At 71.8% G+C, this 24,675-nt stretch carries 22 protein-coding genes and 1 pseudogene; 13 read left to right on the forward strand and 10 right to left on the reverse strand.

Annotated features, from left to right (window positions below):
* Both AB0H93_RS19890 and AB0H93_RS19895 read left to right on the forward strand, forming a co-directional pair.
* Positions 1–132: pseudogene (locus AB0H93_RS19890) on the forward strand (NAD-dependent malic enzyme); the annotation flags it as partial.
* A gap of 314 nt (positions 133–446) precedes the next feature.
* Positions 447–3,263, forward strand: a complete 2,817-nt coding sequence (locus tag AB0H93_RS19895; RefSeq protein ID WP_358574359.1) for an EAL domain-containing protein — start codon at positions 447–449, stop codon at positions 3,261–3,263.
* A gap of 128 nt (positions 3,264–3,391) precedes the next feature.
* On the opposite strand, the gene AB0H93_RS19900 is transcribed toward AB0H93_RS19895, so the two are convergent.
* A complete protein-coding gene (locus AB0H93_RS19900) occupies positions 3,392–4,936 on the reverse strand; it encodes a bis-aminopropyl spermidine synthase family protein (protein ID WP_358574360.1) in 1,545 nt (514 codons plus the stop codon).
* A gap of 174 nt (positions 4,937–5,110) precedes the next feature.
* Between AB0H93_RS19900 and AB0H93_RS19905 the strand changes: the two genes are divergently transcribed.
* The 4 genes from AB0H93_RS19905 to AB0H93_RS19920 are packed head-to-tail and all read left to right on the forward strand — an operon-like array spanning position 5,111 to position 8,419.
* Complete coding sequence (locus AB0H93_RS19905; RefSeq protein WP_358574361.1) at positions 5,111–6,208, forward strand: ABC transporter ATP-binding protein; 1,098 nt, start codon at positions 5,111–5,113, stop codon at positions 6,206–6,208.
* Positions 6,205–6,861 carry an ABC transporter permease subunit gene (locus AB0H93_RS19910; protein ID WP_358574362.1) on the forward strand — a complete coding sequence of 219 codons (657 nt, stop codon included), beginning with the start codon at positions 6,205–6,207 and terminating at the stop codon, positions 6,859–6,861. Before AB0H93_RS19905 ends, AB0H93_RS19910 begins: the two co-directional genes overlap by 4 nt.
* Entirely contained in the window at positions 6,858–7,538 is a 681-nt protein-coding gene (locus AB0H93_RS19915; RefSeq protein WP_358574364.1) for an ABC transporter permease subunit, read from the forward strand. The genes AB0H93_RS19910 and AB0H93_RS19915 overlap by 4 nt, the downstream gene beginning before the upstream one ends.
* The gene (locus AB0H93_RS19920) at positions 7,538–8,419 is read left to right on the forward strand and encodes an ABC transporter substrate-binding protein (protein WP_358574365.1); all 882 of its coding nucleotides are present in this window, start codon (positions 7,538–7,540) and stop codon (positions 8,417–8,419) included. Before AB0H93_RS19915 ends, AB0H93_RS19920 begins: the two co-directional genes overlap by 1 nt.
* A gap of 281 nt (positions 8,420–8,700) precedes the next feature.
* Here AB0H93_RS19920 and AB0H93_RS19925 read toward each other — a convergent pair whose 3' ends face one another.
* From AB0H93_RS19925 to AB0H93_RS19935, 3 genes are read right to left on the reverse strand one after another with little or no spacing between them, the layout of a single operon-like run.
* On the reverse strand, positions 8,701–9,084 hold the full coding sequence (locus AB0H93_RS19925) for a type II toxin-antitoxin system VapC family toxin (RefSeq protein ID WP_358574366.1): 384 nt from the start codon (positions 9,082–9,084) through the stop codon (positions 8,701–8,703).
* Between the two features lie 8 nt (positions 9,085–9,092).
* Positions 9,093–9,362 (reverse strand): hypothetical protein, encoded by a 270-nt coding sequence (locus tag AB0H93_RS19930; RefSeq protein ID WP_358574368.1) that lies wholly within the window; start codon positions 9,360–9,362, stop codon positions 9,093–9,095.
* A 41-nt stretch (positions 9,363–9,403) separates the two neighbouring features.
* A complete protein-coding gene (locus AB0H93_RS19935) occupies positions 9,404–10,195 on the reverse strand; it encodes an IclR family transcriptional regulator (protein ID WP_358574369.1) in 792 nt (263 codons plus the stop codon).
* Between the two features lie 92 nt (positions 10,196–10,287).
* On the opposite strand from AB0H93_RS19935, the gene hutH reads away from it, so the two are divergent.
* From hutH to AB0H93_RS19965, 6 genes are all read left to right on the forward strand, one after another.
* Positions 10,288–11,847 (forward strand): histidine ammonia-lyase, encoded by a 1,560-nt coding sequence (gene hutH, locus AB0H93_RS19940; protein ID WP_358574370.1) that lies wholly within the window; start codon positions 10,288–10,290, stop codon positions 11,845–11,847.
* Positions 11,844–13,499: a urocanate hydratase gene (gene hutU / locus AB0H93_RS19945; protein ID WP_358574372.1), complete on the forward strand. Its 1,656-nt coding sequence runs from the start codon at positions 11,844–11,846 to the stop codon at positions 13,497–13,499. The genes hutH and hutU overlap by 4 nt, the downstream gene beginning before the upstream one ends.
* A gap of 110 nt (positions 13,500–13,609) precedes the next feature.
* The gene (locus AB0H93_RS19950; protein WP_358574626.1) at positions 13,610–14,791 is read left to right on the forward strand and encodes an allantoate amidohydrolase; all 1,182 of its coding nucleotides are present in this window, start codon (positions 13,610–13,612) and stop codon (positions 14,789–14,791) included.
* A gap of 5 nt (positions 14,792–14,796) precedes the next feature.
* On the forward strand, positions 14,797–16,113 hold the full coding sequence (locus tag AB0H93_RS19955; protein ID WP_358574373.1) for a formimidoylglutamate deiminase: 1,317 nt from the start codon (positions 14,797–14,799) through the stop codon (positions 16,111–16,113).
* Between the two features lie 26 nt (positions 16,114–16,139).
* Positions 16,140–17,297, forward strand: coding sequence for an imidazolonepropionase (gene hutI, locus AB0H93_RS19960; protein WP_358574374.1), 1,158 nt, complete (start codon positions 16,140–16,142; stop codon positions 17,295–17,297).
* 151 nt (positions 17,298–17,448) lie between these two features.
* Complete coding sequence (locus AB0H93_RS19965) at positions 17,449–18,411, forward strand: zinc-binding dehydrogenase (RefSeq protein ID WP_358574375.1); 963 nt, start codon at positions 17,449–17,451, stop codon at positions 18,409–18,411.
* A gap of 330 nt (positions 18,412–18,741) precedes the next feature.
* Here AB0H93_RS19965 and AB0H93_RS19970 read toward each other — a convergent pair whose 3' ends face one another.
* The 4 genes from AB0H93_RS19970 to AB0H93_RS19985 form a co-directional block, all read right to left on the reverse strand.
* A complete protein-coding gene (locus AB0H93_RS19970) occupies positions 18,742–19,638 on the reverse strand; it encodes a LysR family transcriptional regulator (RefSeq protein ID WP_358574377.1) in 897 nt (298 codons plus the stop codon).
* Complete coding sequence (locus AB0H93_RS19975) at positions 19,635–20,822, reverse strand: glycine C-acetyltransferase (protein ID WP_358574378.1); 1,188 nt, start codon at positions 20,820–20,822, stop codon at positions 19,635–19,637. The genes AB0H93_RS19970 and AB0H93_RS19975 overlap by 4 nt, the downstream gene beginning before the upstream one ends.
* Positions 20,822–21,862, reverse strand: a complete 1,041-nt coding sequence (tdh, locus tag AB0H93_RS19980) for an L-threonine 3-dehydrogenase (RefSeq protein ID WP_132489744.1) — start codon at positions 21,860–21,862, stop codon at positions 20,822–20,824. The genes AB0H93_RS19975 and tdh overlap by 1 nt, the downstream gene beginning before the upstream one ends.
* A gap of 154 nt (positions 21,863–22,016) precedes the next feature.
* Positions 22,017–22,289 carry a hypothetical protein gene (locus AB0H93_RS19985; RefSeq protein WP_358574379.1) on the reverse strand — a complete coding sequence of 91 codons (273 nt, stop codon included), beginning with the start codon at positions 22,287–22,289 and terminating at the stop codon, positions 22,017–22,019.
* A 459-nt stretch (positions 22,290–22,748) separates the two neighbouring features.
* On the opposite strand from AB0H93_RS19985, the gene AB0H93_RS19990 reads away from it, so the two are divergent.
* On the forward strand, positions 22,749–23,381 hold the full coding sequence (locus AB0H93_RS19990) for an antibiotic biosynthesis monooxygenase (protein ID WP_358574381.1): 633 nt from the start codon (positions 22,749–22,751) through the stop codon (positions 23,379–23,381).
* Between the two features lie 224 nt (positions 23,382–23,605).
* Here AB0H93_RS19990 and AB0H93_RS19995 read toward each other — a convergent pair whose 3' ends face one another.
* Positions 23,606–23,782, reverse strand: coding sequence for a DUF6104 family protein (locus tag AB0H93_RS19995; RefSeq protein WP_010304877.1), 177 nt, complete (start codon positions 23,780–23,782; stop codon positions 23,606–23,608).
* Positions 23,783–24,030: 248 nt separating this feature from the next.
* Positions 24,031–24,546 (reverse strand): SUKH-4 family immunity protein, encoded by a 516-nt coding sequence (locus AB0H93_RS20000; RefSeq protein WP_358574383.1) that lies wholly within the window; start codon positions 24,544–24,546, stop codon positions 24,031–24,033.
* Positions 24,547–24,675 lie beyond the last annotated feature (129 nt).

Consider the following 24,675-nt stretch of genomic DNA (forward strand, 5'->3'; position numbering starts at 1 on the left):
ATCGCGGCCGTCGCCGCCGACGACCTCAGCGCCGACTACATCGTGCCCAGCCCGCTGGACCCGCGGGTGGCGCCCGAGGTCAGCGCGGCCGTCGCGAAGGCGGCGCGGGCCGACGGAGTCGCGAAGGCATGAGCAATAGAAGCTGTTGCCACCTGACCGGACGGCGGTAGGTTCGGTTGGCGTGCAGCGGGGCCGGGGGAGCCAGCAGCGGCTCCCCCGGCCCCGTCGCATCGGCGGCGGCAAACGGATTTCGGTTGTCGGCGTCATCATGTCGGGCGACGGCTGTCACCACTCCAGGGAACCGGTCAGATGCCCCGGCACCATGGCGTTACCGCGGGTGCATAGACCGGTAAGGTCGGCCGCACGGATCGCTGTGTCTCACGTCACTCGTCAGTGGCGGATCCGGCGTCCGGAATAGGCGGCCGCGCGGCCGCCACGCAGGAGGGGTGCAGTTGACCGAGCGGAGCGAGCGGAACCGGACGGCCTCCGGTGGTCTCGGGCTGGCCGGCGCCTGCGCCGAAACGTTCGAACTCGTCCCGCTGCCGGCCGCACCGGCCCTGCTGAGCACCGCGGACGGCATCGTGGTGCGGGCGACGGAACAGGCCGCGACACTCGCCGGCGAGACCGGCCCCGACGCGCTGATCGGCTGCCGCCTCGCGGACCTCGTGTCCCGCGATGGCGTGGTGTCGATGCTGCGGACGCGCACCGGCCGGATCCCGGTCCGCCCGCTGAGCTGGCCGCACGCCGACGACGAGCAGCTGCGCGTCACGGTGCTGACGGACGTCTCCGACCTCACCGAGGCGGCACCGGCGGCGGCCGACGCCGCCAACTCCAACGAGCGGCGCTGGCTGATCGAGGCGCAGCGCATCGCCAAGGTCGGCAGCTGGGTGTTCTACCCGGAAACCGGTGAGCTCTACCGCAGCCCGGTGCTCGCCGAGTTCCTCGGCGGCTCGGGCGCCGAGAACGCCACCGACGCCGGCTCGATGATCTCGGCGACCCATCCCGAGGACGTGGACCGCGCCGCCCAGTTCTACGCCGACGTGCTCTCCGCGCCCGAGGGCGAACTGCTGGAGGTCGAGCTCCGCGACCTGCCCGGCAAACGGATCTACTTGTGCACCGGCCGCGCCGAGTACAACCGCTCCGGCCGGATCGAGCGGGTGCAGGGCACCGTCCAGGACGTCACCGAGCACCGGGCGCTGGAACGCCAGCTCCGCGACGAGCGGCGCAAGCTGCAGGACGCGCAGCGGATCGCCCGGCTCGGCACCTGGGAGTGGGATCCGCGGGCCGACGCCATGCGGCTGTCCCGGATGCTGCACGAGATCATCGGCAAGCCGACCACCGCGCACGTCACCTTCGACACCTACCTGGAGCGGGTGCACCCGGACGACAAGGACTGGGTCCGGCAGGCGTGGGAACCGCTGATCGACCGGCGCGAACCGATCGAGGTCGAGCACCGCTACGTGCGGATCGACGGCACGATGCGGATCCTGCGGCTGCACGGCACCGCGATCAAGGACGCCGACGGCGAAGTCGTCATGGTCGGCACCGTGCAGGACGTCACCGAGCAGCGCGCGGTGGTGACCCGCATGGAGCGGTCCAGCCAGCGCTTCAGCGACCTGGTCAACATCACGCCGGTCGGGATCGGGCTGTTCGACCGGGCCGAGCGGCTGGTCGACGCCAACGACGCGCTGTGCGACCTGCTCGGCTACCGGCTGGAGCAGCTGCGCGGCATGTCCGTGCCCCAGATCACCCACCCCGACGAGCGGCAGACAGGCCTGCCCACGCCGAGCGAGCGGCCCGGCCTCCGACGCCGGGTGCCGCAGCGGGTGCTGGTGCGCTCCGACGGCGAGCCGGTGTATTGCGAGCTGCACACGTCTTCGTCGGTGCAGGACGACGGCACCCAGTTCTGGCTGGTGGTCTTCCAGGACATCACCGAGCGGCGGCGCGCGGCCGAGGCCCTGCGCTACCAGGCCACCCACGACGACCTGACCGGGCTGCCGAACCGCGCGGCGGTGAAGGACCTGCTGCTCGGGTTGCTCGGGCGCGCCGACTCGCACCGCGTCGCGGTGCTGTTCTGCGACATCGACAACTTCAAACGGGTAAACGATTCACTGGGCCACGACGCCGGGGACGAACTGCTGGTCGCGCTGGCCCGGCGGCTCGAAGGCGGGCTGCCAGACGGCTGCACGGCGGCCCGGTTGTCCGGCGACGAATTCGTGATCATCTGCCAGGACATCGAGGCCGTCGGCGGCGTCGACTCGCTGGCGACCCGGGTGTCCGGGCTGCTGCGCACCGCGGTGCCGGTGCACGGCCAGCTGATCCGGGTCTCGTCGTCGATCGGCGCCGCGGTGCCCAACGGATCGGGGGCCGGCGGCGAGGACCTGCTGCGGTTCGCCGACGCGGCGATGTTCGAGGCGAAGCGCCGCGGCACCGGCAAGGTCTCGCTGGCCAGCCCCGCGCTGATGGCCTCGGCGGACCGGCAGCTGCAGCTGGAGGGCCAGCTGCGGGAGGCGCTGAACAACGACGGGCTCGTCCTGCACTACCAGCCGGTGGTGAACTCCGAAGGCGTGGTGGTCACCGCCGAGGCGCTGGTGCGCTGGCCGCACCCGGATCGCGGGATGCTCGCGCCGGACGCGTTCCTGCCGGTCGCGGAGCAGGGCGACCTCCTCCGCGAGCTGGACCGCTGGGTGCTGCGGACCGCGCTCCGGGAGGCGGCGACGTGGCCGGCCCGCAACGGCCGCCCGGTCGGCGTCGCGGTGAACCTGGCGGGCCTGGTGCCGGGCGGCCCGGAGTTCGTCGACGGGGTCGCCGACATCGTCGCCGAGACCGGCATCGCCTGGAACCGGGTGATCCTGGAGCTGGTGGAGACGGCGCTGGTGGACCTGCCGTCGCGGACCCGGCACGAGATGGGCGAGCTGGTGGCGCGCGGCGTGCGGTTCGCCGTCGACGATTTCGGCACCGGCTACTCGTCGCTGGCCCGGCTGAAGGACCTGCCGGCGCAGATCATCAAGGTGGACCGCCGGTTCGTCGCCGGCGTCGGCGGCGACGCCTCGGACTTCGCGGTGGCGCGGGCGGTCGTGGACATGGCGCGCGCGATGGGCCGCCAGTGCGTCGCCGAGGGCGTGGAGACCGCGACGCAGTTCCACGTGCTCTGCGGCGTCGGCGTGGACGCCTACCAGGGCTGGCTGTTCTCGAAGGCGATCCCGGCCCGCGAGTTCCGCGATCTCCTCGAACGCGGCCCCGTGCCGATCCCGGGAGCCTGACCGCAGCAGCGTTTCCGCAGGTCCGGGGTCGTGAGCGTGTTGGATCGCGATAGCGGTCCAACACGCTCACGACCCCCGTTACCAGCGGAAACGCTGAACGTCCTGGTGTCCCAGGGGATGCAGGGCCGTTACGGTGTCGCGGCGCGGAGCAGGTCGGCGATCCGGTGGCGGGGCAGGTCGATCAGGCGCAGTTCGAGGTCGGCCGCGTTCGGGGCGAGCGCGGCGACCCGTTCCCTGGCTTCGCGCTTGGTCAGGTCCGCCTCGGAGCGCGCGATCAGCGCCTCCCGCCAGACGTTGCCGACCTTGCCATGCGCCCGGGTCAGCAGGTGGTGCGCCACCGTCGGGGTGTCGACCAGGTCCGCCACCAGGATCGCGTGCTTCGAGTCCGGGCTGCTGCGGTGGAACCGCAGCCGGTACTTCCCCGCGACCAGCTCGGAAATGGCGTGCTGGGCGCGTTCGCTGGTGATGTCCGGGTGGTTGTTCGGCACCACAAATCCGGCGCGTTCGGCGTTGCAGGCCAACAACATCCGCAGCAGCCACGGCCCCGGATCGGCCCGCAGGTCGAACACCGGCGCGCCCTGCTGCTGCCGGATCGGCCGGGGCCAGCCGGGGTCTCGCAGCGACGTGACCGGGCCGCCGACCCGCTCGCCGATCGCTTCCAGGAACTCCGCGGGCGCGGAGGCTTCCAGCGCCTCCACCGACTGCGGGCCGTGCGTGTAGATCCCCGGCGCCTGGCGCAGCGCCAGCTTGCGGGTGTGCGCGGTCGGCTGGCACACGTACAGGTCGCTGGCGCTGCCGATGGCCTGCGCGCCGAAGTACCGGTGGAACCGGGGCAGGATCGCCTCGAACACCATGCCCAGCCGCAGCAGTTCCTGCTGCACCTTGTGCCCCAGCGCCGGCGTCCGCGGGCTGTAGCCGTAGGCGATCAGCAGCCGGCTGTTCGGGCCGGCCAGGCACTCGGCGGCCCGGGTGGCGAACAACCCGATGCCCTCCGGGGTGTAGGGCGGATCGGTGAACACCAGGTCCGCGCTGCTCTCCAGCACCGGCGGCACCCCGAACCGCAGGTCGGCGTGCATCGTGCGGACGGCGAAGCCGTGCTCGGCCGAGACCGAGTCGATGTGCTCCAGGATGCGCTCGTCGACGTCCACCACGGTCACCGACGCCGACGGCACGACGATGCTCAACGCCAGCGAAGTCAGGTCGTGGTCGCCCAGGCAGAGCACCTGCGCGCCGCGCAGGTCGTAGGTGTCGCGCAGCCATTCGGCGCGGCGCAGCGCCGTTTCCGGCGTAGCGGTCACGTGGTCGAGCGCCGCCGTAGGCGCCGGCCCGCTCTCGACGAACTCGCGCATCTTCGCCAGCTGCTCGGCGCCGGTGGGCGCGGCGGGGCGCAGCTCGTCCAGCGCGAAGCGCTGCCGGTAGCGGTCGCGGGCCTCCGGCGTCAGCCGGTACGTCTCGCCGGAGGCTTCGACGTCGGGGCCGGCGGTGGCGATCAGGTCTTCGACCGTGCGCCGCGTGACGGCCGTCCGGCGGATCAGCTCGTCGAGCGGCAGCGCGCCTTCGGCGAGCTGGGCGAGGACTTCGCGCAGCCGTCGGGCGAGGACTCCGGCTTCGGCGAGCACCGCTTGCACGGCGTCGACGGGCTCGGGAGTTGCGGGGTGCTGAGCAGTGTTCATCGGGTTCTCAACCTTACGGCGTGCCCCGCGCGGCCGCTGCCGCGCAGGTTCCCAGAGCGTGGGAGCGCGCTGTCGAGAAGATCACGCGATGGTCTCAGCCGATCGCACGATTCGGCCGATCGAGCTAGGGTCGGCCAGGTTTGGGGGACCGCGACGATCTACGAGGGGGCTCGGTTGATCGAGTTCCAGGCCGTGCGCAAGCAGTACGACAACGGCACTGTCGCCGTCCAAGAGCTGAGCCTGTCGGTGGGGGCTGGCACGATCACCGTCCTGGTGGGGCCGTCCGGGTGCGGCAAGACCACCCTGATGCGGATGGTGAACCGGATGATCGAGCCGTCGTCGGGAACGGTGCTGGTGGGCGGCGAAGACGTCCGCCGGCGCGATCCCGCGCAGCTGCGCCGCGGCATCGGCTACGTGATCCAGCAGGCCGGGCTGTTCCCGCACCGCAACGTCCTCGACAACGTGGCGACGGTGCCCGTGCTGGACGGTCGCAGCAAGCAGGAGGCGCGGCGGCGCGCGAGCGAGCTGCTGGAGCTGGTGGGGCTGTCGCAGGAGCTGGGCAAGCGCTACCCGGCGCAGCTCTCCGGTGGTCAGCAGCAGCGCGTCGGGGTGGCCCGGGCGCTGGCCGCCGATCCGCCGGTGCTGCTGATGGACGAGCCGTTCAGCGCCGTGGACCCGGTCGTGCGCGAGGGCCTGCAGGACGAGCTGCTGCGGTTGCAGGACGAGCTGGACAAGACGGTCCTGTTCGTCACGCACGACATCGACGAGGCCGTGAAGCTGGGCGAGAAGGTCGCGGTGCTGCGCCAGGGCGGGCACCTCGTCCAGTACGCCGCGCCCGACGACCTGCTCGCGGAGCCGGCCGACGACTTCGTGACCTCCTTCGTCGGCAAGGACCGCGGCTACCGCCGACTGTCCTTCGTGGACTCCGACGGGCTGAGCCCGAAACCGGTGGCCACGGTCGAGGTGGGGACGCGGGTGGCGCCGGAGCAGCGCTGGCGGCTCGCGCTGGACGGCGACGGCCGGCCGCGCGGCTGGCTCCCGCCGGGCTCCACTGTGGATGGTGAGCTGGCCGAGGAGCAGCTGGTCGCCGGCGGCTCGCTGCACACCCGGCACACCCCGCTGCGCGGAGCGCTGGACGCGGCGTTGTCCACGCCGTCGGGTCTCGGCGTCGTCGTCGACGGCGACGGCCGGTACGTCGGCGTGATCACCGCCGACCACGTGCTCGGCCTGATCGAGCAGCACCGCCGCGCGGACGGCGAAGGGCTGACATGATCGACTTCTTCGGCAGCCCCAGCAACCGGGAGATGGTGCTCGAACAACTCGGCCAGCACATCTACCTCTCGCTGCTGCCGCTGCTGCTCGGCGTCCTGGTGGCGCTGCCGCTGGGCCGCCTCGCGCAGCAGGTGCGCTGGCTGCGCGGCCTGTTGCAGGGCAGCGCCAACATCTTCTACACGATCCCGTCGCTGGCCCTGTTCGTGATCATCCCCGGGCTGCTGGGCACGCCGCTGCTGTCCTCGATCAACGTGATCATCGCCCTGACGCTCTACACCGCGGCGCTGCTGGTGCGGCCGGTCCGGGACGCCCTGGAATCGGTGCCCGCGCACATCGTCACCGCCGCGACCGCGATGGGCTACCGCTCCGGCCGGCGGTTCCTGGCCGTGGAGCTGCCGCTGGCGGTGCCGGTGCTGGCGTCCGCCGTCCGGGTCGCGTCGGTCAGCAACATCAGCCTGGTCAGCGTGGGCGCGCTGGTCGGAATCGGCGGCCTCGGGCGGCTGTTCACCGCCGGGTTCCAGCTGGACTACCCGGAGCAGATCATCGTGGGCATCGTGCTGACCGTGCTGCTGGCGCTGGTGGTCGACCTGCTGCTGGTGGCGTTGTGGCGGCTGCTGACGCCGTGGGCGCGGGCGGGGGTGAGCGGCGCATGATCGGCTCGCTGATCGCCTGGCTGACCGACCCGGCGCACTGGACGGGGCCGGGCGGAATCGCGGCGCAAACGCTGCTGCACCTGTACTACTGCGTGCTCTCGGTCGCCGTCGCGTCCGTGGTGGCCGTCCCGCTGGGTGTCTACATCGGACACACCGGGCGCGGCGCGGTGTTCGTGGTGGGGATCAGCAACGCGATGCGTGCGCTGCCGACGCTGGGCGTGGTGACGCTGCTGGTGCTGGGATTCGGGCTAGGGGAAGGCCCGGCGCTGGCCGGGCTGGTCATCCTCGCCATCCCGGCGATCCTCTCCGGCGCCTACGCCGGGGTCCGCAACGCGCCCGCCGACGCGGTCGACGCGGCCAAGGGCATGGGCATGACGCCGATGCAGCGGCTGTGGCAGGTGGAGCTGCCGACCGCGCTGCCGCTGCTGCTCGGCGGGGTGCGCAGCGCGATGCTGCAGGTGGTCGCCACCGCGGCCGTCGCCGCCTACGTCGGGCTCGGCGGGCTGGGGCGGATCCTGCTGGACGGCCTGAAGATCAGCAACTACGCGCAGATGGCCTCGGCCGCGATCGTCATCGCGGTGCTCGCGGTCCTGCTCGACCTGGTGTTGGCCGGCGCGACCCGGCTGTTGGTGCCGCGCGGTCTGGTGCTGGCCGCCCGACGAGGAGGTAAGGATTGATGAAGCGGTTGCTGGTGTGCGCCGCCGCGGCGGCGCTGCTGCTGACCGGCTGCGGTTCGCAGGACCCGTTGCAGGCCAACCGGGACGCCGCCGGTGGCGCGCTGGTGGTCGGCTCGGCGGACTTCGCCGAGAGCGAGCTGCTGATGCACGTCTACGCCGAGGCGCTGAAGACCACCGGCGCCGAGGTGGAGACCCGGCCGCGCATCGGCGCCCGGGAGTTCTACGTGAACGCGGTGCGCAACGGCGAGCTGGCGGTGGTTCCCGACTACACCGGCAACCTGCTGCAGTACCTGGACCCGCAGTCGCCGGCGACCGAGACCCAGCAGGTCTACGACCAGCTGAAGAAGGTCGTGCCGGGCGAGATGGAGCTGCTGGAGCAGTCCCCGGCGGAGGACTCCGACGTGCTGACGGTCACCGCGGCCACCGCCGGTACCGGGGTGCGCTCGATGGCCGACCTCGGGCCGCGCTGCGGCGAGTTCGTGCTCGGCGCGCCCGCGGAGTGGAAGTCCCGCTGGGAGACCAAGATCGCGGAGGACTACGGCTGCCGGTTCAAGGAGATCCGCCCCGTGGAGGCGGGCACCATCACGGTGAACGCGTTGACCGCCGGGCAGATCCAGGTGGCGAACCTGTTCACCACCTCGTCGCAGATCGCGGCGAACAACCTGGTGAAGCTGGACGACCCGAAGAACATGTTCCCGGCGCAGAACGTGGTTCCGCTGGTGCACAAGGGGAAGCTGACCCCGCAGCACGCGGAAGCGCTGAACAAGGTGTCCAAGGCCCTCGACACGGACAAGCTCACGGAGCTCAACCGCAAGCTGGAGGTCGAGAAGGCCAACCCGGCGGACGTCGCCAAGGAATTCGTCGCCTCGGCCGGCCTCTGACATTTCAGGTGTGCCAGGCTCGCTTTGCGTGGCGGTGCGGGTGGCGGCCCCCCTGCGGGAATTACAGGGGCCTTCTCGCTGTGGGATCCCCGACTCATGAATGCCAAGTCGGGGCTGTCCTCGCGAGAAGGCCCCTGAGAACCCGCGGCGGTGCAAGCTGCGAGGGTGGGCTAAGCGGCTGCGCCGCTTCGAAGGCGGAGATCAACGCCGCCCAGGCGGTGCGGCCGCTGATCCTGGTGGCTGCGAAAGTGGGTCCAGATCGCTTTCGCACTCATGACCGGTCAAACGGCTTGGATCGCGCAGCGCACGAGTCCGGCCTGCGCGAGCAGGCCCTTGTCCCGCGTGAGGAGAGGGGCGCCGAGATGTTCCGCTGTCGCGACGTAGGCGGCGTCGTAAGCCGTGAGGTTGCCGCGGAGCTCCCACGCCCTCGGTAGCAGGTCGGCCGTGGGAACGACTTCGATCGCCATTTCCCGGATGACGTTGAGCACCGCCGATGCCTGGACGTCGCTGAGGTCGTTCCGCGCATGACGGCGCAGGACGTTTGCGATTTCCAAGCGCAGGTGTTCAGGCGCGGCGAGTTTCGTGTACGACTCGAGCGCTGCTCGCGCCGCCGCGCGGCGTTCGCCGGGCAGCAGCGCGTCGCACCAGACGCTGGCGTCGATCACAGCGGTGCTCATGAGTGCCCCTCGGCGCGGTCGGCGTCGCGCGCGTCTTGTTCGTCCCGAAGCTCGCGGACTGCTTCTGCGGCGTCCTTGGTCAGCATCGGCTCGTCGCCGAGAACCGCGTCGAGCTGAGCGAACATGTTCCGCATCCGGGTTCGCGCCGTGTGCTCTTCCAGCACGGAAAGCAGATGCTGCTGGAGCGACAGCCCGTGTTCCTCGGCTTCAGCGCGCAGCGCGTCCATGACGTCGTCGGGAACATTTCTGACCTGCACGCTAGTCATGCGTCCACGCTAGCATGCATTTGCTGCATGCATCCGTGCCGTCAGGCGGTGCGGCCGCTGATCCTGGTGGTCAGCTCCGTTGCCGCGTGGTGGACCTGGGCGGCCAGGTCCGGCCAGGTCTCGGCGCAGGGTCCGCCACCCGGGGTGTCGCAGAAGTGGCGGAACGTCACGCTGATCGCCGCGATGGGACGTGCGCCGTGGTCGAACACCGCGCACGCCACCGAGGCGAAGCCCGCCGTCACGAAGCCGTCCTCGACCGCCCAGCCGCGGCGGCGCTCCGCCGAGAGCAGCCGGCGCAGTTCGGGCAGGTTCCGCGGGCCGCGGTCGGTGCGCAGCACGAACCGCTCGCTGGACGGCAGGAGTGCGCGCACGTGCGCGGCGGGCAGGTGCGCGAGCATCGCGCGCCCGGACGCCGTCAGCTGCGCGGGTAGCCGGACGCCCACGTCGGTGACCAGCGTCTGCGGCTGCGACGGCCGCTCCTTGATCAGGTACAGCGACTCGCCGCCGTGCAGGACGCCCAGGTGCGCGGTGCGGCCGACCTGGTCCACCAGCCGCCGCAGCAGCGGCCCGGCGAGGCGTTCCAGCGGGTCGTGGCGCAGGTAGGCGGAGCCGAGCTCGAAGGCCGCCATGCCCAGCCCGTAGCGCCGCTCCTCCGGCAGGTGGGTCACGAAGCCGGCGGCGACCAGCTCGGCCAGCAGGTGGTAGGTCGTCGACCTGGGCAGGTCCAGGTCGCGGGCGATGACCCCGGCCGACACCGGCCCGGCGCGGCCCGCGAGGACCCGCAGGATGGCCAGCCCGCGCCGCAGCGCCGGCACGTCGCTGCTACCGCCCACGACCGCCTCCATTCGGGTTCCGGTCTCGTATTCCAGACATTCTCACCCCATCCGGGCTTCTGCCGGTAGCGCCGTCGCGCTGGTATGGAGATATGCAGGACGACATGCTGAATGTTGGTCCGGAGCCGTTGCACCGCGAGCAGGTCGTGGCCGTCGCGCGCGCCGCGACGCGGGTGGAACTGACCCAGCTCGCCGAACAGGGCATCGTCGCGACGCGCAAGCACATCGAGGCCCTCGCCGCCGAGAAGCGCCCCACCTACGGGGTGTCGACCGGCTTCGGGGCGCTGGCCGTGCGGCACATCCCGGCCGATCGGCGTGCGGCCCTGCAGCAGTCCTTCGTCCGGTCGCACGCGGCCGGCGCCGGTCCGGCGGTGGAGCCGGAGGTGGTGCGGGCGCAGATGCTGCTGCGGCTGCACACGATCGCCACCGGGCGCACCGGCGTCCGGCTGGAAACCGCGCACGCGCTGGCGGCGATGCTCAACGAGGGCATCGTGCCGGTGGTGCACGAGCACGGCTCCCTCGGCTGCTCCGGCGACCTCGCGCCGCTGGCGTCCGTCGCGCTCGCGCTCACCGGCGAGGGCGACGTCTTCGACGCTTCGGGGCGGCTCCGCCCGGCCGCCGAAGCGCTGGCCGACGCCGGGATCGAGCAGGTCGTGCTGGTGGAGAAGGAAGGCCTGGCGCTGACCAACGGCACCGACGGCATGCTCGGCATGCTGGTGCTCGCGCTGCACGACCTGTCCGCGCTGCTGGACGTGGCCGATGTGACCGCGGCGATGAGCGTGGAGGCGCTGCTGGGCACCGACCGGGTGTTCGCCGCCGACCTCCAGCGCCTGCGCCCGCACCCGGGGCAGGCGGTGTCCGCGGCGCGGATGTCGGCGCTGCTGGCGGACTCGCCGATCGTGGCGAGCCACCAGGGCCCCGACTGCACGCGCGTGCAGGACGCGTACTCGCTGCGGTGCGCGCCGCAGGTGCACGGCGGGGCGAGGGACACCGTCGCCCATGCCGAGGCCGTGGCCGACCGGGAGCTCGCGGCAGCCATCGACAACCCGGTGGTCCTCGACGACGGCCGGGTCGAGTCCAACGGCAACTTCCACGGCGCGCCGCTGGCCTATGCGCTGGACTTCCTGGCCATCCCGCTGGCCGACGTCGCCAGCATGTCCGACCGCCGCACCGACCGGATGCTCGACGTCGCGCGCTCGCACGGGCTGCCCGCGTTCCTCGCCGACGACCCGGGCGTGGACTCCGGGCACATGATCGCCCACTACACGCAGGCGAGCCTGGTCGCCGAGCTGAAGCGGCTCGCCGCGCCCGCGTCGGTCGACTCCATCCCGACGAGCGCGATGCAGGAGGACCACGTGTCGATGGGCTGGTCGGCGGCCCGCAAGCTCCGCCGCGCCATCGACGGCCTGACGACCGTGCTCGCCGTCGAGCTGCTCACCGCCGCCCGCGCCCTCGACCTGCGCGCGCCGCTGCAGCCGGGCCCGGCCACCGGCGCCGTGCGGGACCTGCTGCGCACCCGCGTCCCGGGCCCCGGCCCCGATCGCCACATCGCGCCGGAGATCGCGGCGGCCGAAGCGCTGATCCGTTCCGGCGCGGTGCGCGACACCGCCGCCGGCTTCACGAACTCCACAGTGGACCGGAGGTTGCCATGAGCGAAGCCCGACCCGTGCGCGCTCCGCGCGGGAGCACGCTGACCGCGCGGAGCTGGAGCACCGAAGCACCCTTGCGGATGCTGCAGAACAACCTCGACCCGGAGGTCGCCGAGCGGCCCGACGACCTCGTCGTCTACGGCGGCACCGGCAAGGCGGCGCGGAACTGGGCGTCGTTCGACGCGATCGTCCGGGAACTGACGACGCTGCGCGAGGACGAGACGCTGCTCGTGCAGTCCGGCAAGCCGGTCGGCGTGCTGCAGACCCACGAGTGGGCGCCGCGGGTGCTGATCGCCAACTCCAACCTCGTCGGCGACTGGGCGAACTGGCCGGAGTTCCGGCGCCTCGACGCGCTCGGCCTGATGATGTACGGCCAGATGACCGCCGGATCGTGGATCTACATCGGCACGCAGGGCATCCTGCAGGGCACCTACGAGACGTTCGGCGCGATCGCGGCCCGCCGCTTCGGCGGCAGCCTAGCGGGCACGCTGACCATCACCGCCGGGCTCGGCGGCATGGGCGGCGCGCAGCCGCTGGCCGTGACGATGAACGAGGGCGTCGCGCTCGTCGTCGAATGCGACGCCGAACGCGCGCACCGCCGCGTCCGGCACGGCGGCTACCTCGACGAGGTCGCCGACAGCCTCGACGACGCCATCGAGAAGGCCGTGGCGGCCAAGGAAGCGCGGCGCGCGTACTCGGTCGCGGTGATCGGCAACGCCGCCGAGCTGCTGCCCGAGATGCTGCGGCGCGGCGTGCCCGCCGACATCGTGACCGACCAGACCTCCGCGCACGACCCGCTGTCCTACCTGCCGCTGGGCGTCGACGTGGACGACTGGGCCGACTACGCGGCGAAGAAGCCCGACGAGTTCACCGAGCGGGCGCGCGACTCGATGGCCAAGCACGTGGAAGCGATGGTCGGATTCCTCGACGGCGGCGCGGAGGTCTTCGACTACGGCAACTCGCTGCGCGGCGAGGCCCAGCTCGGCGGCTACGAGCGGGCGTTCGCCTACCCGGGTTTCGTGCCCGCCTACATCCGGCCGCTGTTCTGCGAGGGCAAGGGCCCGTTCCGGTGGGCGGCGCTGTCCGGCGACCCGGCCGACATCGCCAAGACCGACCAGGCGATCCTCGACCTCTTCGGCGAGGACGAGCACCTGGCGCGGTGGATCCGGCTGGCCGGCGAGCGGGTGTCCTTCCAGGGGCTGCCCGCGCGGATCTGCTGGCTCGGCTACGGCGAACGCGCCGAGGCGGGCCTGCGGTTCAACGAGATGGTGGCCTCCGGCGAGCTCGCGGCGCCGGTGGTGCTCGGCCGCGACCACCTGGACTGCGGATCGGTGGCCTCGCCGTACCGGGAGACCGAGGCGATGGCCGACACCTCGGACGCGGTCGCGGACTGGCCGCTGCTGAACGCGCTGGTCAACACGGCCTCCGGCGCGACGTGGGTGTCGCTGCACCACGGCGGCGGCGTCGGCATGGGGCGGTCGCTGCACGCGGGTCAGGTGACGGTCGCCGACGGCACCGAACTCGCGGCGCAGAAGCTGGCGCGGGTGCTGACCAACGACCCGGGCATGGGCGTGATCCGGCACGTCGACGCGGGCTACGACCGGGCGGAGCAGGTCGCCGCCGAGCGCGGCGTCCGCACGCCCCTGGTCGGCTGAGCACTCGTGAGCGTTTTCGTCGCAACGCTCACGAGCTCTGGAACTGACGGGTTGCTGCCCGGGACGCGGGTGTTCGGGAAGGAGCGGGTGTGGCGGGACCGAACGAGTTGATGGCGGCCATCGCCGATGTCGGCGCGGACCGGCGCCGGGGCGGGTACTCCCGGCACGTCTTCGACGACGCCGAGCGGGAGCTGCGCGAGTGGTTCGTCGAGCAGGCCGAGGCTCGCGGCCTGCGCGTCACCACCGACCAGAACGCGAACATCTGGGCGTGGTGGGGCGAGCCGGGCGATGACGCGGTGGTGACCGGCAGCCACCTGGACTCGGTGCCCGGCGGCGGCGCGTTCGACGGCCCGCTCGGCGTGGTCAGCGCACTGAGCGCGGTGGATCTGTTGCGGGCCAAGGGTTTCACGCCCCGGAAGCCGCTCGCGATGGTCGTCTTCGCCGAGGAGGAAGGCGGCCGGTTCGGCGTGCCGTGCCTGGGCTCCAGGCTGCTGGCCGGGACCATCGACGCGGACCGGGCCCGCGCGCTCCGCGACCCGAACGGCGTGACGTTCGCCGAGGCCATGCGGTCCTTCGGCGCGGACCCGGCCAGGCTGGGGCGCGACGACGCGGCGCTGCGGAGCATCGGGCAGTTCGTCGAGCTGCACGTGGAGCAGGGCCGGGGGCTGATCGACCTGGACCGCCCGGTGGCGGTCGCGTCGTCGATCCTGGCGCACGGCAGGTGGCGGTTCCGGTTCAGCGGCCAGGGGAACCACGCCGGCGCGACGCTGATCGCCGACCGCCACGACCCGATGCTGCCCGCGTCGCGGCTGGTCCTCGAAGCCCGCCGGATCGCGGCGGGCGTCGACGGCGGCCGGGCGACGGTGGGCAGGCTGGTCCCGAACCCCGGCGGCACCAACGTCATCGCGTCTACTGTGGACATCTGGCTGGACGCGCGGTCGCCGGACGACCGGTCGACGCGGTCCATGGTCGAGGACCTGTCCGGGGCGGCCGCGGAATTCGCCGCATCCGAGGGCTGCCAGGTCGAGGTGACGGAGGAGTCTTACGGCGACACCGTGCACTTCGACGCCGCGTTCCGCGACCGGCTCGCAGGCCTGCTCGGCGACGCCCCGGCGCTGCCGACCGGAGCCGGGCACGACGCGGGAATCCTCGCCGCCGAGGTGCCGACGGCGATGCTCTTCGTGCGCAACCCGACCGGCATCAGCCACGCCCCGGAGGAACACGCCGAGCCCGGCGACTGCGATTCCGGCGCGCACGCGCTCGCCCAGGTCCTGGAAGACCTGGCCGGGTGAGGCGGTTGACCACCTACTGGTGCGAATGGGCCTGGCTGCCGAGCGGACCGCAGCGGGGCGTGCTCTTCGAAGTCGACGCCGGCCGCATCGCCGCCGTCGGCTCCGCGCAGAACCCGCCGGAGCACGCCGAACAACTCCCGGGCATGACGCTGCCCGGCATCGCCAACGCGCACTCCCACGCGTTCCACCGCGCGCTCCGCGGCGGGGACGACGGCGCGCGCGGCACCTTCTGGACCTGGCGCGAACAGATGTACCGGGTGGCGGAGGTGCTGGACCCGGACAGCTACTACCGGCTCGCCCGCGGCGTATACGCCGAGATGGCGCTGGCCGGGATCACCTGCGTCGGCGAATTCCACTACCTGCACCACGCCGCGAACGGCACCCGGTACGACGACCCGAACGCGATGGGCCAGGCCCTCGCGCAGGCCGCGAGGGACGCGGGGATCCGGCTCACCCTGCTGGACACGTGCTACCTGGCGGGCGGTTTCGGGCGGCCGCTGGACGGCGTGCAGCTGCGCTTCTCGGACGGTTCGGCGACGAGCTGGATCGACCGGATCGACCGGTGCACTGTGGACGATGGCCGGGTTCGCCTTGGTGCGGCGCTGCATTCGGTTCGCGCGGTGCCCGCGGAAGAGATCCCGGAAGTGGCCGGCTGGGCGCGCGAGAACGAAGCACCGCTGCACGTGCACCTGTCCGAACAGCGCGCCGAGAACGAAGCGTGCCTGGCGGCGCACGGCTGCACGCCGACCCAGCTGCTGGACTCGCGCGGCGCGCTGGGGCCCGGCGTGACGGCGGTGCACGCCACGCACCTGGCCGCGTCCGACGTGGCGCTGCTGGGCGGTAGCGCGACCGGGGTGTGCCTGTGCCCGACGACCGAAGCCGACCTGGCCGACGGGATCGGCCCGGCGGCGGCGCTGGCCGTCGCGGGGAGCCCGCTTTCCGTCGGCAGCGACGGGCACTCCGTGATCGACCCGTTCGCGGAGGTGCAGGCCGTCGAGTCCTACCTGCGGCTGGACACCGAGACCCGCGGGCACTTCGCGGCCGCCGAGCTGCTGGCAATGGCCACCGAGACCGCGCACCGGTCCCTGGGCTGGGCCGACGCGGGCCGGCTCGAAGCCGGTGCCCGCGCCGACTTCGTGGCGGTGGACCTCGGCTCGACCCGGCTGGCCGGAGTCGTGCCCGAGGCCGTCCCGGCGGTCGCGCGGGCCGACGACGTCCGGGTGGTGATCGCCGACGGGCGCAGGATCGTGCAGGACGGCAAGCACGAAGCGATCGACGCGGCGGGCGAGCTCGGCGAAGCGATCGCCGCGCTGCGCGCATGAGTACTACGAACGAGGATCAGGAAGCGATGACAAGCACTGTTATTACTGGAATCGGCGAGCTGACGACGAACGACGACGAGCTCGGCACGCTCACCGATGCCGCGCTGGTCATCGACGGTGACCGGGTCGTCTGGGCCGGCCCCGCGGCCGCCGCGCCGGAAGCCGACGAGCGGTTCGACGCGGCCGGGCGAGCGGTCCTGCCCGGCTGGGTCGACAGCCACACGCACCTGGTGTTCGCCGGCGACCGCACCGCGGAGTTCGCCGCCCGGATGGCCGGGCAGTCCTACCAGGCGGGCGGGATCGCCGTCACAGTGGAAGCGACGCGGGCCGCCACCGATGAGGAGCTGGCCGCCAACCTGCGCAAGCACATCGCCGAAGCCGCCGCGCAGGGCACGACGTGCATGGAGACCAAGACCGGCTACGGGCTGACGGTCGCCGAGGAGCTGCGCGCCGCGAAGATCGCCGCCGAAGCCGACGAGGTGACGTTCCTCGGCGCGCACCTGGTGCCGCCGGGCGAGGACGCGGACACCTACGCGGACCTGGTGCGCGGGGAGATGCTCGACGCCGTGGCACCGCACGTCGGCTGGTGCGACGTGTTCTGCGAGCAGGGCGCGTTCGACGCCGACCAGTCAAGGCGAATCCTGGTGGCGGCGAAGGAACGCGGGCTGGGGCTGCGCGTGCACGGCAACCAGCTCGGCCCCGGGCCGGGCGTTCAGCTGGCCGTCGAACTCGGCGCCGCGAGCGTCGACCACTGCACCTACCTCACGGAGTCCGATGTGGACGCGTTGGCGGGTTCGGGCACCGTGGCGACGCTGCTGCCCGCCTGCGACCTGTCCACGCGGCAGCCGCTGCCGGACGCCCGAGCGCTCATCGAGGCCGGTGCCACGGTCGCCTTGGCGTCCAACTGCAACCCCGGCTCGTCCTACACGTCGTCGATGGCGTTCTGCGTGGCGACGGCAGTGCTGCAGATGCGGATGACCATCGAAGAGGCGGTGCGGGCGGCGACCTGGGGCGGCGCGCGGGCGCTGCGCCGGGAGACCGGCGACGGCGCGGTCGGCGTGCTCCGGCCCGGCGCGCGTGCGGACGTCCACGTCCTCGATGCCCCGAGCACGACCTGGCTCGCCTACCGGCCGGGCGTGCCCCTCACCCACGCCGTCTGGCGCAAGGGCGCGCGCGTCGGCTGACGCGCGCGAGCAAGGGAACTTTCCTGTCACCGGCCTTTGCTCACACCTCCAGGAGGCGTGAGCAAGGGCACTTTCCTGTCGCCGCGCCGGCGTGTTGACCTCCAGTTAAGTCGAAGTCGGAGGCTGTTGGCAGTCAACGGAGGAGAGCGATATGCGCGTGGTGCAGGTGAAGGAATTCGGTGGGCCGGAAGTGCTGGCAGTGGCGGATGTCGCGGATCCCGAACCCGGCGCGGGGCAGGTGCTCGTGCGAGCGTCCGCAGTGGACATCCTGTTCCTGGACACCCAGCTTCGCGAGGGGTGGGGCAAGGAGTTCTTCGGTCAGGCGCCGCCGTACGTGCCCGGTGACGGCGTGGCCGGAGAAGTGGTGTCGGTCGGCGAATCCGTCGACCTGAGCTGGATCGGGCGGTCGGTGGTCGCCAGCACGAGCAACGGCGGCACCTACGCTGAGCTGGTCGTCGTCGACGAGTCCGAGCTGCTCCCGGTGCCGGATGGGCTGGGCGAGCGCGAAGCGGTCGCGCTGCTGCACGACGCCACCACGGCTTTGTTCCTCGCCGAGCACGCCCGGATCCAGCCCGGCGAACGCGTCCTGGTCAACGCCGCCGCCGGGGGAGCGGCCTCGGTGCTGGTCCAGCTGGCGCGGGCGGCCGGTGCCCACGTCATCGGCGCGGCGCGCGGCGACGCGAAGCTGAACCTGGTTCGCGAGTTGGGCGGCGAGCCGGTCGACTACGCGAAGCCGGACTGGGAACAGCGGGTGCGGGAGCTGACCGGTGGCGTCGACGTGGTCTTCGACGGTGTCGGCGGCGCACTCGGGCGCGCGGCGTTCGAGACGACGAACAACGGTGCGCGGTTCTACTCGTACGGCGCGGCCAGCGGCGACTTCACCGAGATCGACCCGGCGGAAGCGCAGCGGCGCGACGTGGCCGTGGTGGGGCTGCTGGACGTCCAGCCTTCCCCGGAGCAGAAGAAGCGGGTGACCGAACGCGCGCTGGCGGAGGCTGCGGCAGGGCGGATCAAACCGACCATCGGCCAGACCTTCCCGCTGGAACGGGCCGCCGAAGCACACGCGGCGATCGCAGCCCGCACCACACCGGGCCGAACCCTGCTCCTGCCCTGACGCGTCGGTGACAGGAAGGTTCCCATGCTCGCGTCGCGTCGGTGACAGGAAAGTTCCCATCCTCGCGTCGCGTCGGTGACAGGAAAGTTCCCATGCTCGCATCGCGTCTCTCGAAGCCCGCTGATCCCCAGGGCCGAGCAGCGCCGCCCGCAGCGTGAGCATGGGAACCTTCCTGTCATCCCAGGTCTGGATCGCAGCATGGGAACTTTCCTGTCACCCCTGGCGCAGGTGCGCAAGCATGGGAACCTTCCTGTCATCCCAGGTCTGGATCGCAGCATGGGAACTTTCCTGTCACCCCAGGCGTGACGAAGGTTCGGAAGGTGGGTGGGCCTAGCGGTCCTTGCTCGTCAGCAGCGCGTTCAGCACGACGCGGACCAGCGGGTGCTCCTCCCGTCCGCACTGGACGGCGGCGAAGACCCGGCGGGTCGGCGGCTTGCCCGCGACCGGCAGTGCGACCACGTCCAGGCCGGCCGCGATGGCGGTGCGGGGCACCAGTGCGACACCGGTGCCCGCCGCGACCAGCGCCACCACCGCGTGGAAGTCGTCCGAGGTGTGCGTGATGTTCGGGACGAACCCTGCGTTCTCGCAGGACACCTGGGCCACCGCGCGGCACGGGTTGCCCGGCAGCGGCGCGATCCAGTCGTCGTCGCGCAGCGCGTCGAGCGCGATCTCCGCGGCAGAACCGAGCGGGTGGTTCGGCGGCAGCACCACGTCGAACGGCTCGGCGTACAGCGGGAACCGGCTCACCCGGCGAGCATCCGCCTGCAGCGTCGACGTGTACTCCATCGAGATCGCGATGTCGATCTCCCCGGCCAGCAGCATCATCAGGCTGTTGTGCGCCTCGGCGTCGCGCACCAGCACCCGCACGTCCGGCGCCTGCTGTCGCAACGCGACGATCGACGGCGCCACGACCTGCGTGATCGCCGAGGCGAACGATGCCACCTCGACCGTGCCGACGGTGCCCGCCGCGCACGCCGCCAAGCTAGCCTCCGCGCGCTCCAGCTCCGCCAGCACCGCCTTGGCGTGTTCGACCAGCAGCTCACCGGCCGCGGTCAGCCGCACCCGGCGGCCCTGCCGGACCAGCAGCGGCTGCCCGACCTCGTTCTCCAGCGCGGTGAGCTGCTGCGACACCGCCGACGGCGTCAGGTAGAGCTTCTCCGCCGCCGCGCGCACGGTGCCGTGGTCGGCGAGCGCGCGGAGCACCTGGAGCCGCCGGGGGTCTATCACCGGGCGATGGTACCCATCCGATCGCGGGCCGCCACGAACGCCGACACCGCCCGCTCCACGTCCTCGGTGCTGTGCGCGGCCGACATCTGGGTGCGGATGCGGGCCTTGCCCTTGGGCACCACCGGGTACGAGAAGCCGATGACGTAGATGCCCTCCTCCAGCAGCAGGTCCGCCATCCGCGCCGCCTCCGCCGCGTCGCCGATCATCACCGGGATGATCGGGTGCTCGCCGGGCAGCAGGTCGAAGCCCTCTTCGGCCATCCGGCGGCGGAACAGCGAGCTGTTGTCCCGCAGCCGCTCCCGCAGCTCCGGTTGCGCGGCGACCAGGTCCAGCGCGGCCAGCGAAGCGGCCACGATCGACGGCGCGAGGGAGTTCGAGAACAGGTACGGCCGGGAACGCTGCCGCAGCAGCTCGACGATCTCGGCGCGCCCGGACACGTAGCCGCCGCTGGCGCCGCCGAGCGCCTTGCCGAGCGTGCCGGTGATGATGTCGACCCGGTCGGCGACGCCGAACAGGTCCGGCGTGCCCGCCCCCTTCGGGCCCGTGAACCCGACCGCGTGCGAGTCGTCGACCATCACCATCGCGTCGTACTTCTCGGCGAGCGCGCAGATCTCGTCCAGCGGCGCCAGGTAGCCGTCCATCGAGAACACGCCATCGGTGACGACGAGCTTGCGCCGCGCGTCGGAGTTCTCCTTGAGCAGCCGTTCGAGATCGGCCATGTCCCGGTTCCGGTACCGGCCGCGGCGGGCCTTGGACAGCCGGATGCCGTCGATGATGCTCGCGTGGTTGAGCTCGTCGGAGATCACCGCGTCCCGGTCGTCGAGCAGCGTCTCGAAAACCCCGCCGTTGGCGTCGAAGCACGAGCTGTACAGGATCGTGTCATCGGTGCCCAGGAACTCCGCGAGCCGCCGCTCCAACTCCTTGTGCGGGGCCTGCGTGCCGCAGATGAACCGCACCGACGCCATCCCGAAACCCCACTTCGCCAGCGCCTCCTCGGCGGCGGCGAGCAGCGCGGGGTGATCGGCCAGCCCCAGGTAGTTGTTAGCGCAGAAGTTCAGCAGCTCGGCACCGCCGACGCCCACCCTCGCGCTCTGCGGCGAGTCCAGCACCCGCTCGTCCTTGTACAGCCCGGCGGCGCGGATCTCGGCCAGCTCGGCGCGGACGTCGTCAGCGATCGTGTACATCAGGCGGACCCCTTCGTTGTCCAGTCGAGGATGACCTTGCCGCAGCGGCCGCTGCGGGCCGTCTCGAACGCCTCGGCGTGCTGCGTGTACGGGAAGCGGTGCGTGATCACCGGGCTCAGGTCCAGCCCGGACTCCAGCAGCACCGACATCGAGTACCAGGTCTCGAACATCTCGCGGCCGTAGATGCCCTTGACGGTGAGCATCTTGAACACCACCGCGCTCCAGTCGAGCGGGAAGTCCTCGGCGGGCAGGCCCAGCATCGCGATCCGGCCGCCGTGCGCCATGTTCGCCACGGCCTCCCGCAACGCCTCGGGCTTCCCGGAGACCTCCATCGCCACGTCGAAGCCCTCGCTCATGCCCAGCTGCTGCTGCGCGTCGGCGACCCGGGTCTGCGAAACGTCCACGGCCAGATCCACCCCGACGCGGCGGGCCAGCTCCAGCCGGTGCTCGCTGACGTCGGTGATCACCACGTGCCGGGCGCCCGCGTGCTTGGCCACCCCCGCGGCCATCAGCCCGATCGGCCCGGCACCGGTGATCAGCACGTCCTCGCCGACGACGGGGAAGCTGAGCGCGGTGTGCACCGCGTTGCCGAACGGGTCGAAGATCGCCGCCACGTCCGGATCGACGTCGCCGCGGTGCACCCAGACGTTCTGCTCGGGCAGCACCGCGAACTCGGCGAACGCGCCGTTGCGGTGCACCCCGAGACCCTGCGTGTGCGCGCACAGGTGGCGGCGGCCGGCGAGGCAGTTGCGGCAGCGGCCGCACACCAGGTGCCCCTCGCCGCTGACGAAGTCGCCGACCGATGCCCGCGTGACCGCGGCGCCGATGGCCACCACCTCACCGGCGAACTCGTGGCCGACCACCAGCGGCGTCGGCACGGTGCGGGCGGCCCACTCATCCCACGACGCGATGTGCAGGTCCGTACCGCAGATCCCGGTGCGCATCACCCGCACCACGACTTCGTCGGGGCCCGGGGTCGGGTCGGGGAGCTCGGCCAGTTCCAGGCCGGGCGCGGGTGAGGTCTTCACCAGAGCGCGCAAGGTTCCTCCGCTCTCGATGCTTGTCGCAGTGGAGTCTGGCCCGGTGCCGCAGCGCAGGTCCATCGCGACTTTCTGCACTGGCTGGTTAGCGGTGCTGCACAGCGCACGGCGCCCCACCCGCCTTCGACGAATGGGGCGCGGCGTTGGCGGCTGGTCAACCGTTCGACGACTGCTCGTGCGTGTGGGAGAAGCCCTGCTGCCCATGCGGGGAAGAGGTCTTCACGTGGTGCTGGTTCACGTGGTGGTGCTTGTGCTGCTCGTTGTGGCTCACCTGGGTTTGCTGGTTCGGCCCCTGCGGGCTACCGACGATCGCGGCGAGGAACGGGTCCGACGCCGACGGTTGGGGGCCATCGGCGGCAGCGGCCGTTCCGGCGGCGCCCAGCACGGCGAGACCGGTGAGCAGGGTGCTGGCAAGCAGACGTCGCATCGATTCCTCCGTAGTGCGGTGGCATTGCCAGCGCAGAGGCGATCACACATCGGCCTCGGGCGCCGCGCACGTCACTCCGTGGGGGATCACCCCGCATCCCCGGCCACCCGGCCAGGGGAGCCGCCCAGAACACCCCGCCGAGCCCCGGGCGAGAGGACGGGAACCTTCCTGTCACCAGCGGTCGCGGCGGTGGTGCGAGCAAGGGAACTTTCCTGTCACGACGAAGCCCGCACCAGCCGTTGTGAGGTGTGGAAGGGAACCTTCCTGTCACCCCGGGCGCCGCGGAGCGGGGCTGCGAGCAAGGGAACCTTTCTGTCACCAGCCGTCGTGGAGGGCTGCGAGCATGGGAACTTTCCTGTCACGCGCGGCGGCCGGTGGGCTCGCGGCGGCGAGGACTTGACTTCTACCTAGGTGGAGGTTCGAGGATCGTGTCGAAGCCGATGATCACGAGGAGGCCCGATGACGACCGGCCACACCGAAATGCCCGACATCACCCGATCCGACGTCGGCACGATCCTGGTCAGCCCGTGGCTCGTGGGCACCCCGCAGCGGCAGCGCGACGCGGTGGACTCGACGATCGCGGAATGGCGCGTCGCGCCGTGGCCGCCGGCATTCCTGTCCTTGAACTGCTTCATGAGCGACGACGGCACCACGGTGCTGAACTACGCGCAGTGGACCGACGACGACGCCCACCGCGAATTCGTCCGGACCTACCGGCCGACGCTGGTCCGCGGCATCGACGAGGCCGTGCCGGGCATCGAACGCCCCGGCCTCGTCAGGTACCGCCTGCACAGCAGCGTCGTCGCACCAGAGCCCGGACGCGGCGATCTGGTCGCGGTTTTCACCTACGACACCGAGGACATCGAGCAGGCGCGGCAGCTGGCCGACGATGCGCGCGGCCGGATCACGCCCGAGCTGCCGCCGGGGCTCATCGCCGCGCACTTCCACATCAGCGTCGACGGCACCCGGGTGCTGATCTACGAGGAATGGGCCGACGAGGCCGCAGTCGCCAGCAGCACCCACCACCCGGAAACCGTTGCCGCCGGCGACCTCTACCGGCTGCACCGCAGCCTGACCCGCTACCGGGCCTGACGGGGAGAGCAAGGGAACCTTCCTGTCACCAACGTGCGGGACGTGCGGTGGGGTGGCAGGAAGGGAACCTTTCGATCATCCGCCGGCCCGACGGCCGTGGCAGGAAGGGAACTTTCCTGTCACCGGCAGGCCGGCGCTTGCCTCTGGAACGGCCCGGGGCGAGGGGATGGGAACCTTCCTGTCACCAACCGGTCGCCCCGGTGCTGGTCGAACCTCGGGGCTGGTTACTCGTCGTCGGCGTCGTCGCGGGCGAGGAACGTGGCGAGGCGTTCGGTGGCGTCCTCGAAGTCGGGGTTGAGGTCGACGAACGCCCGCATTCGGTCGGCGACCCAGGCCAGCGTGACCTCGTCGTCACCGCGACGATCTTCGAGTTCCTCAATGCCGCGGTCGGTGAAGTACACCGTGTCCTCCTAGTTGTTTCCGTCCGTGACCGGTGCGATCGGGGTTGGCAGAACAGCAGAGTACGAAACGCAATTCCGGCGGCGACGGGAACCGCCCCGAACGGCGGGAAGGTCGTTGTGCTTGCGAAGCTCCGGGGCTGAACGCCACAAGGCCGGAGCAGGACTCTAATCCGACGCGGCCAACCGCATCGAGCCGGGGCCGTGGAGCATGGGAACCTTCCTGTCACCGTTCCACGTCGCGGTGCGGGTCAGGCGGTCCCGGCCTCCGAGAGGCCGTCGAGCGCCGTGGACCAGCTGTCGGGGGAGTGGAAGGCGCGCGGGTCCTGCAGGCGAGCGGAAAGCGCGTCGGTTTCCGCCCGGGAGTTCTCCGGTGAGTCGAAGCGCACCGCGTACCAGTAGAGGAACTCCAGGAAGTCGCGCAGCGAACTGTTCACGACCTCCGCCTCGCCGCCGCCGGAGGTCAGCGCCATGAGCACCACGAATCCGTCGCGCTCGTCGAGGAAGAACCGGGCCTGAAGTCGTCCTCCGGCCCGCCGATGAAGATGACCCTGTTTCGCCACGCCGTTCGCCGTGAATTCCTCGACGTCGAAGAGCCGGGGCCGGCCGACGACCTCGGTGGTGAACAGCTCACCGGCGAAACGCGGCAGGCCGACCTGGGTGAGGATCTGCCGGTCGGCATCGGAGAAACCGGCGGCCGCGGACACGTCCAGGCGGACGAGGTTCTCCTCCTCGAAGACCTCGGCGAGGTCCTCACGTGCGATCATCCGGCGGGCTCCCCCGAAGCAAGCTTTGCGGCAACCGGATCCGACGGTATCCAGCGCAGCGTTTCCGGAAATCCGCTGCAGCCGCAAAAAACGGGCCGCCGGTTCCGGGAGGGAACCGGCGGCCCGCTT

This window comes from Saccharopolyspora sp. NPDC050642 (genome assembly GCF_040654735.1).
Classification (GTDB): Bacteria; Actinomycetota; Actinomycetes; order Mycobacteriales; family Pseudonocardiaceae; genus Saccharopolyspora; species Saccharopolyspora elongata.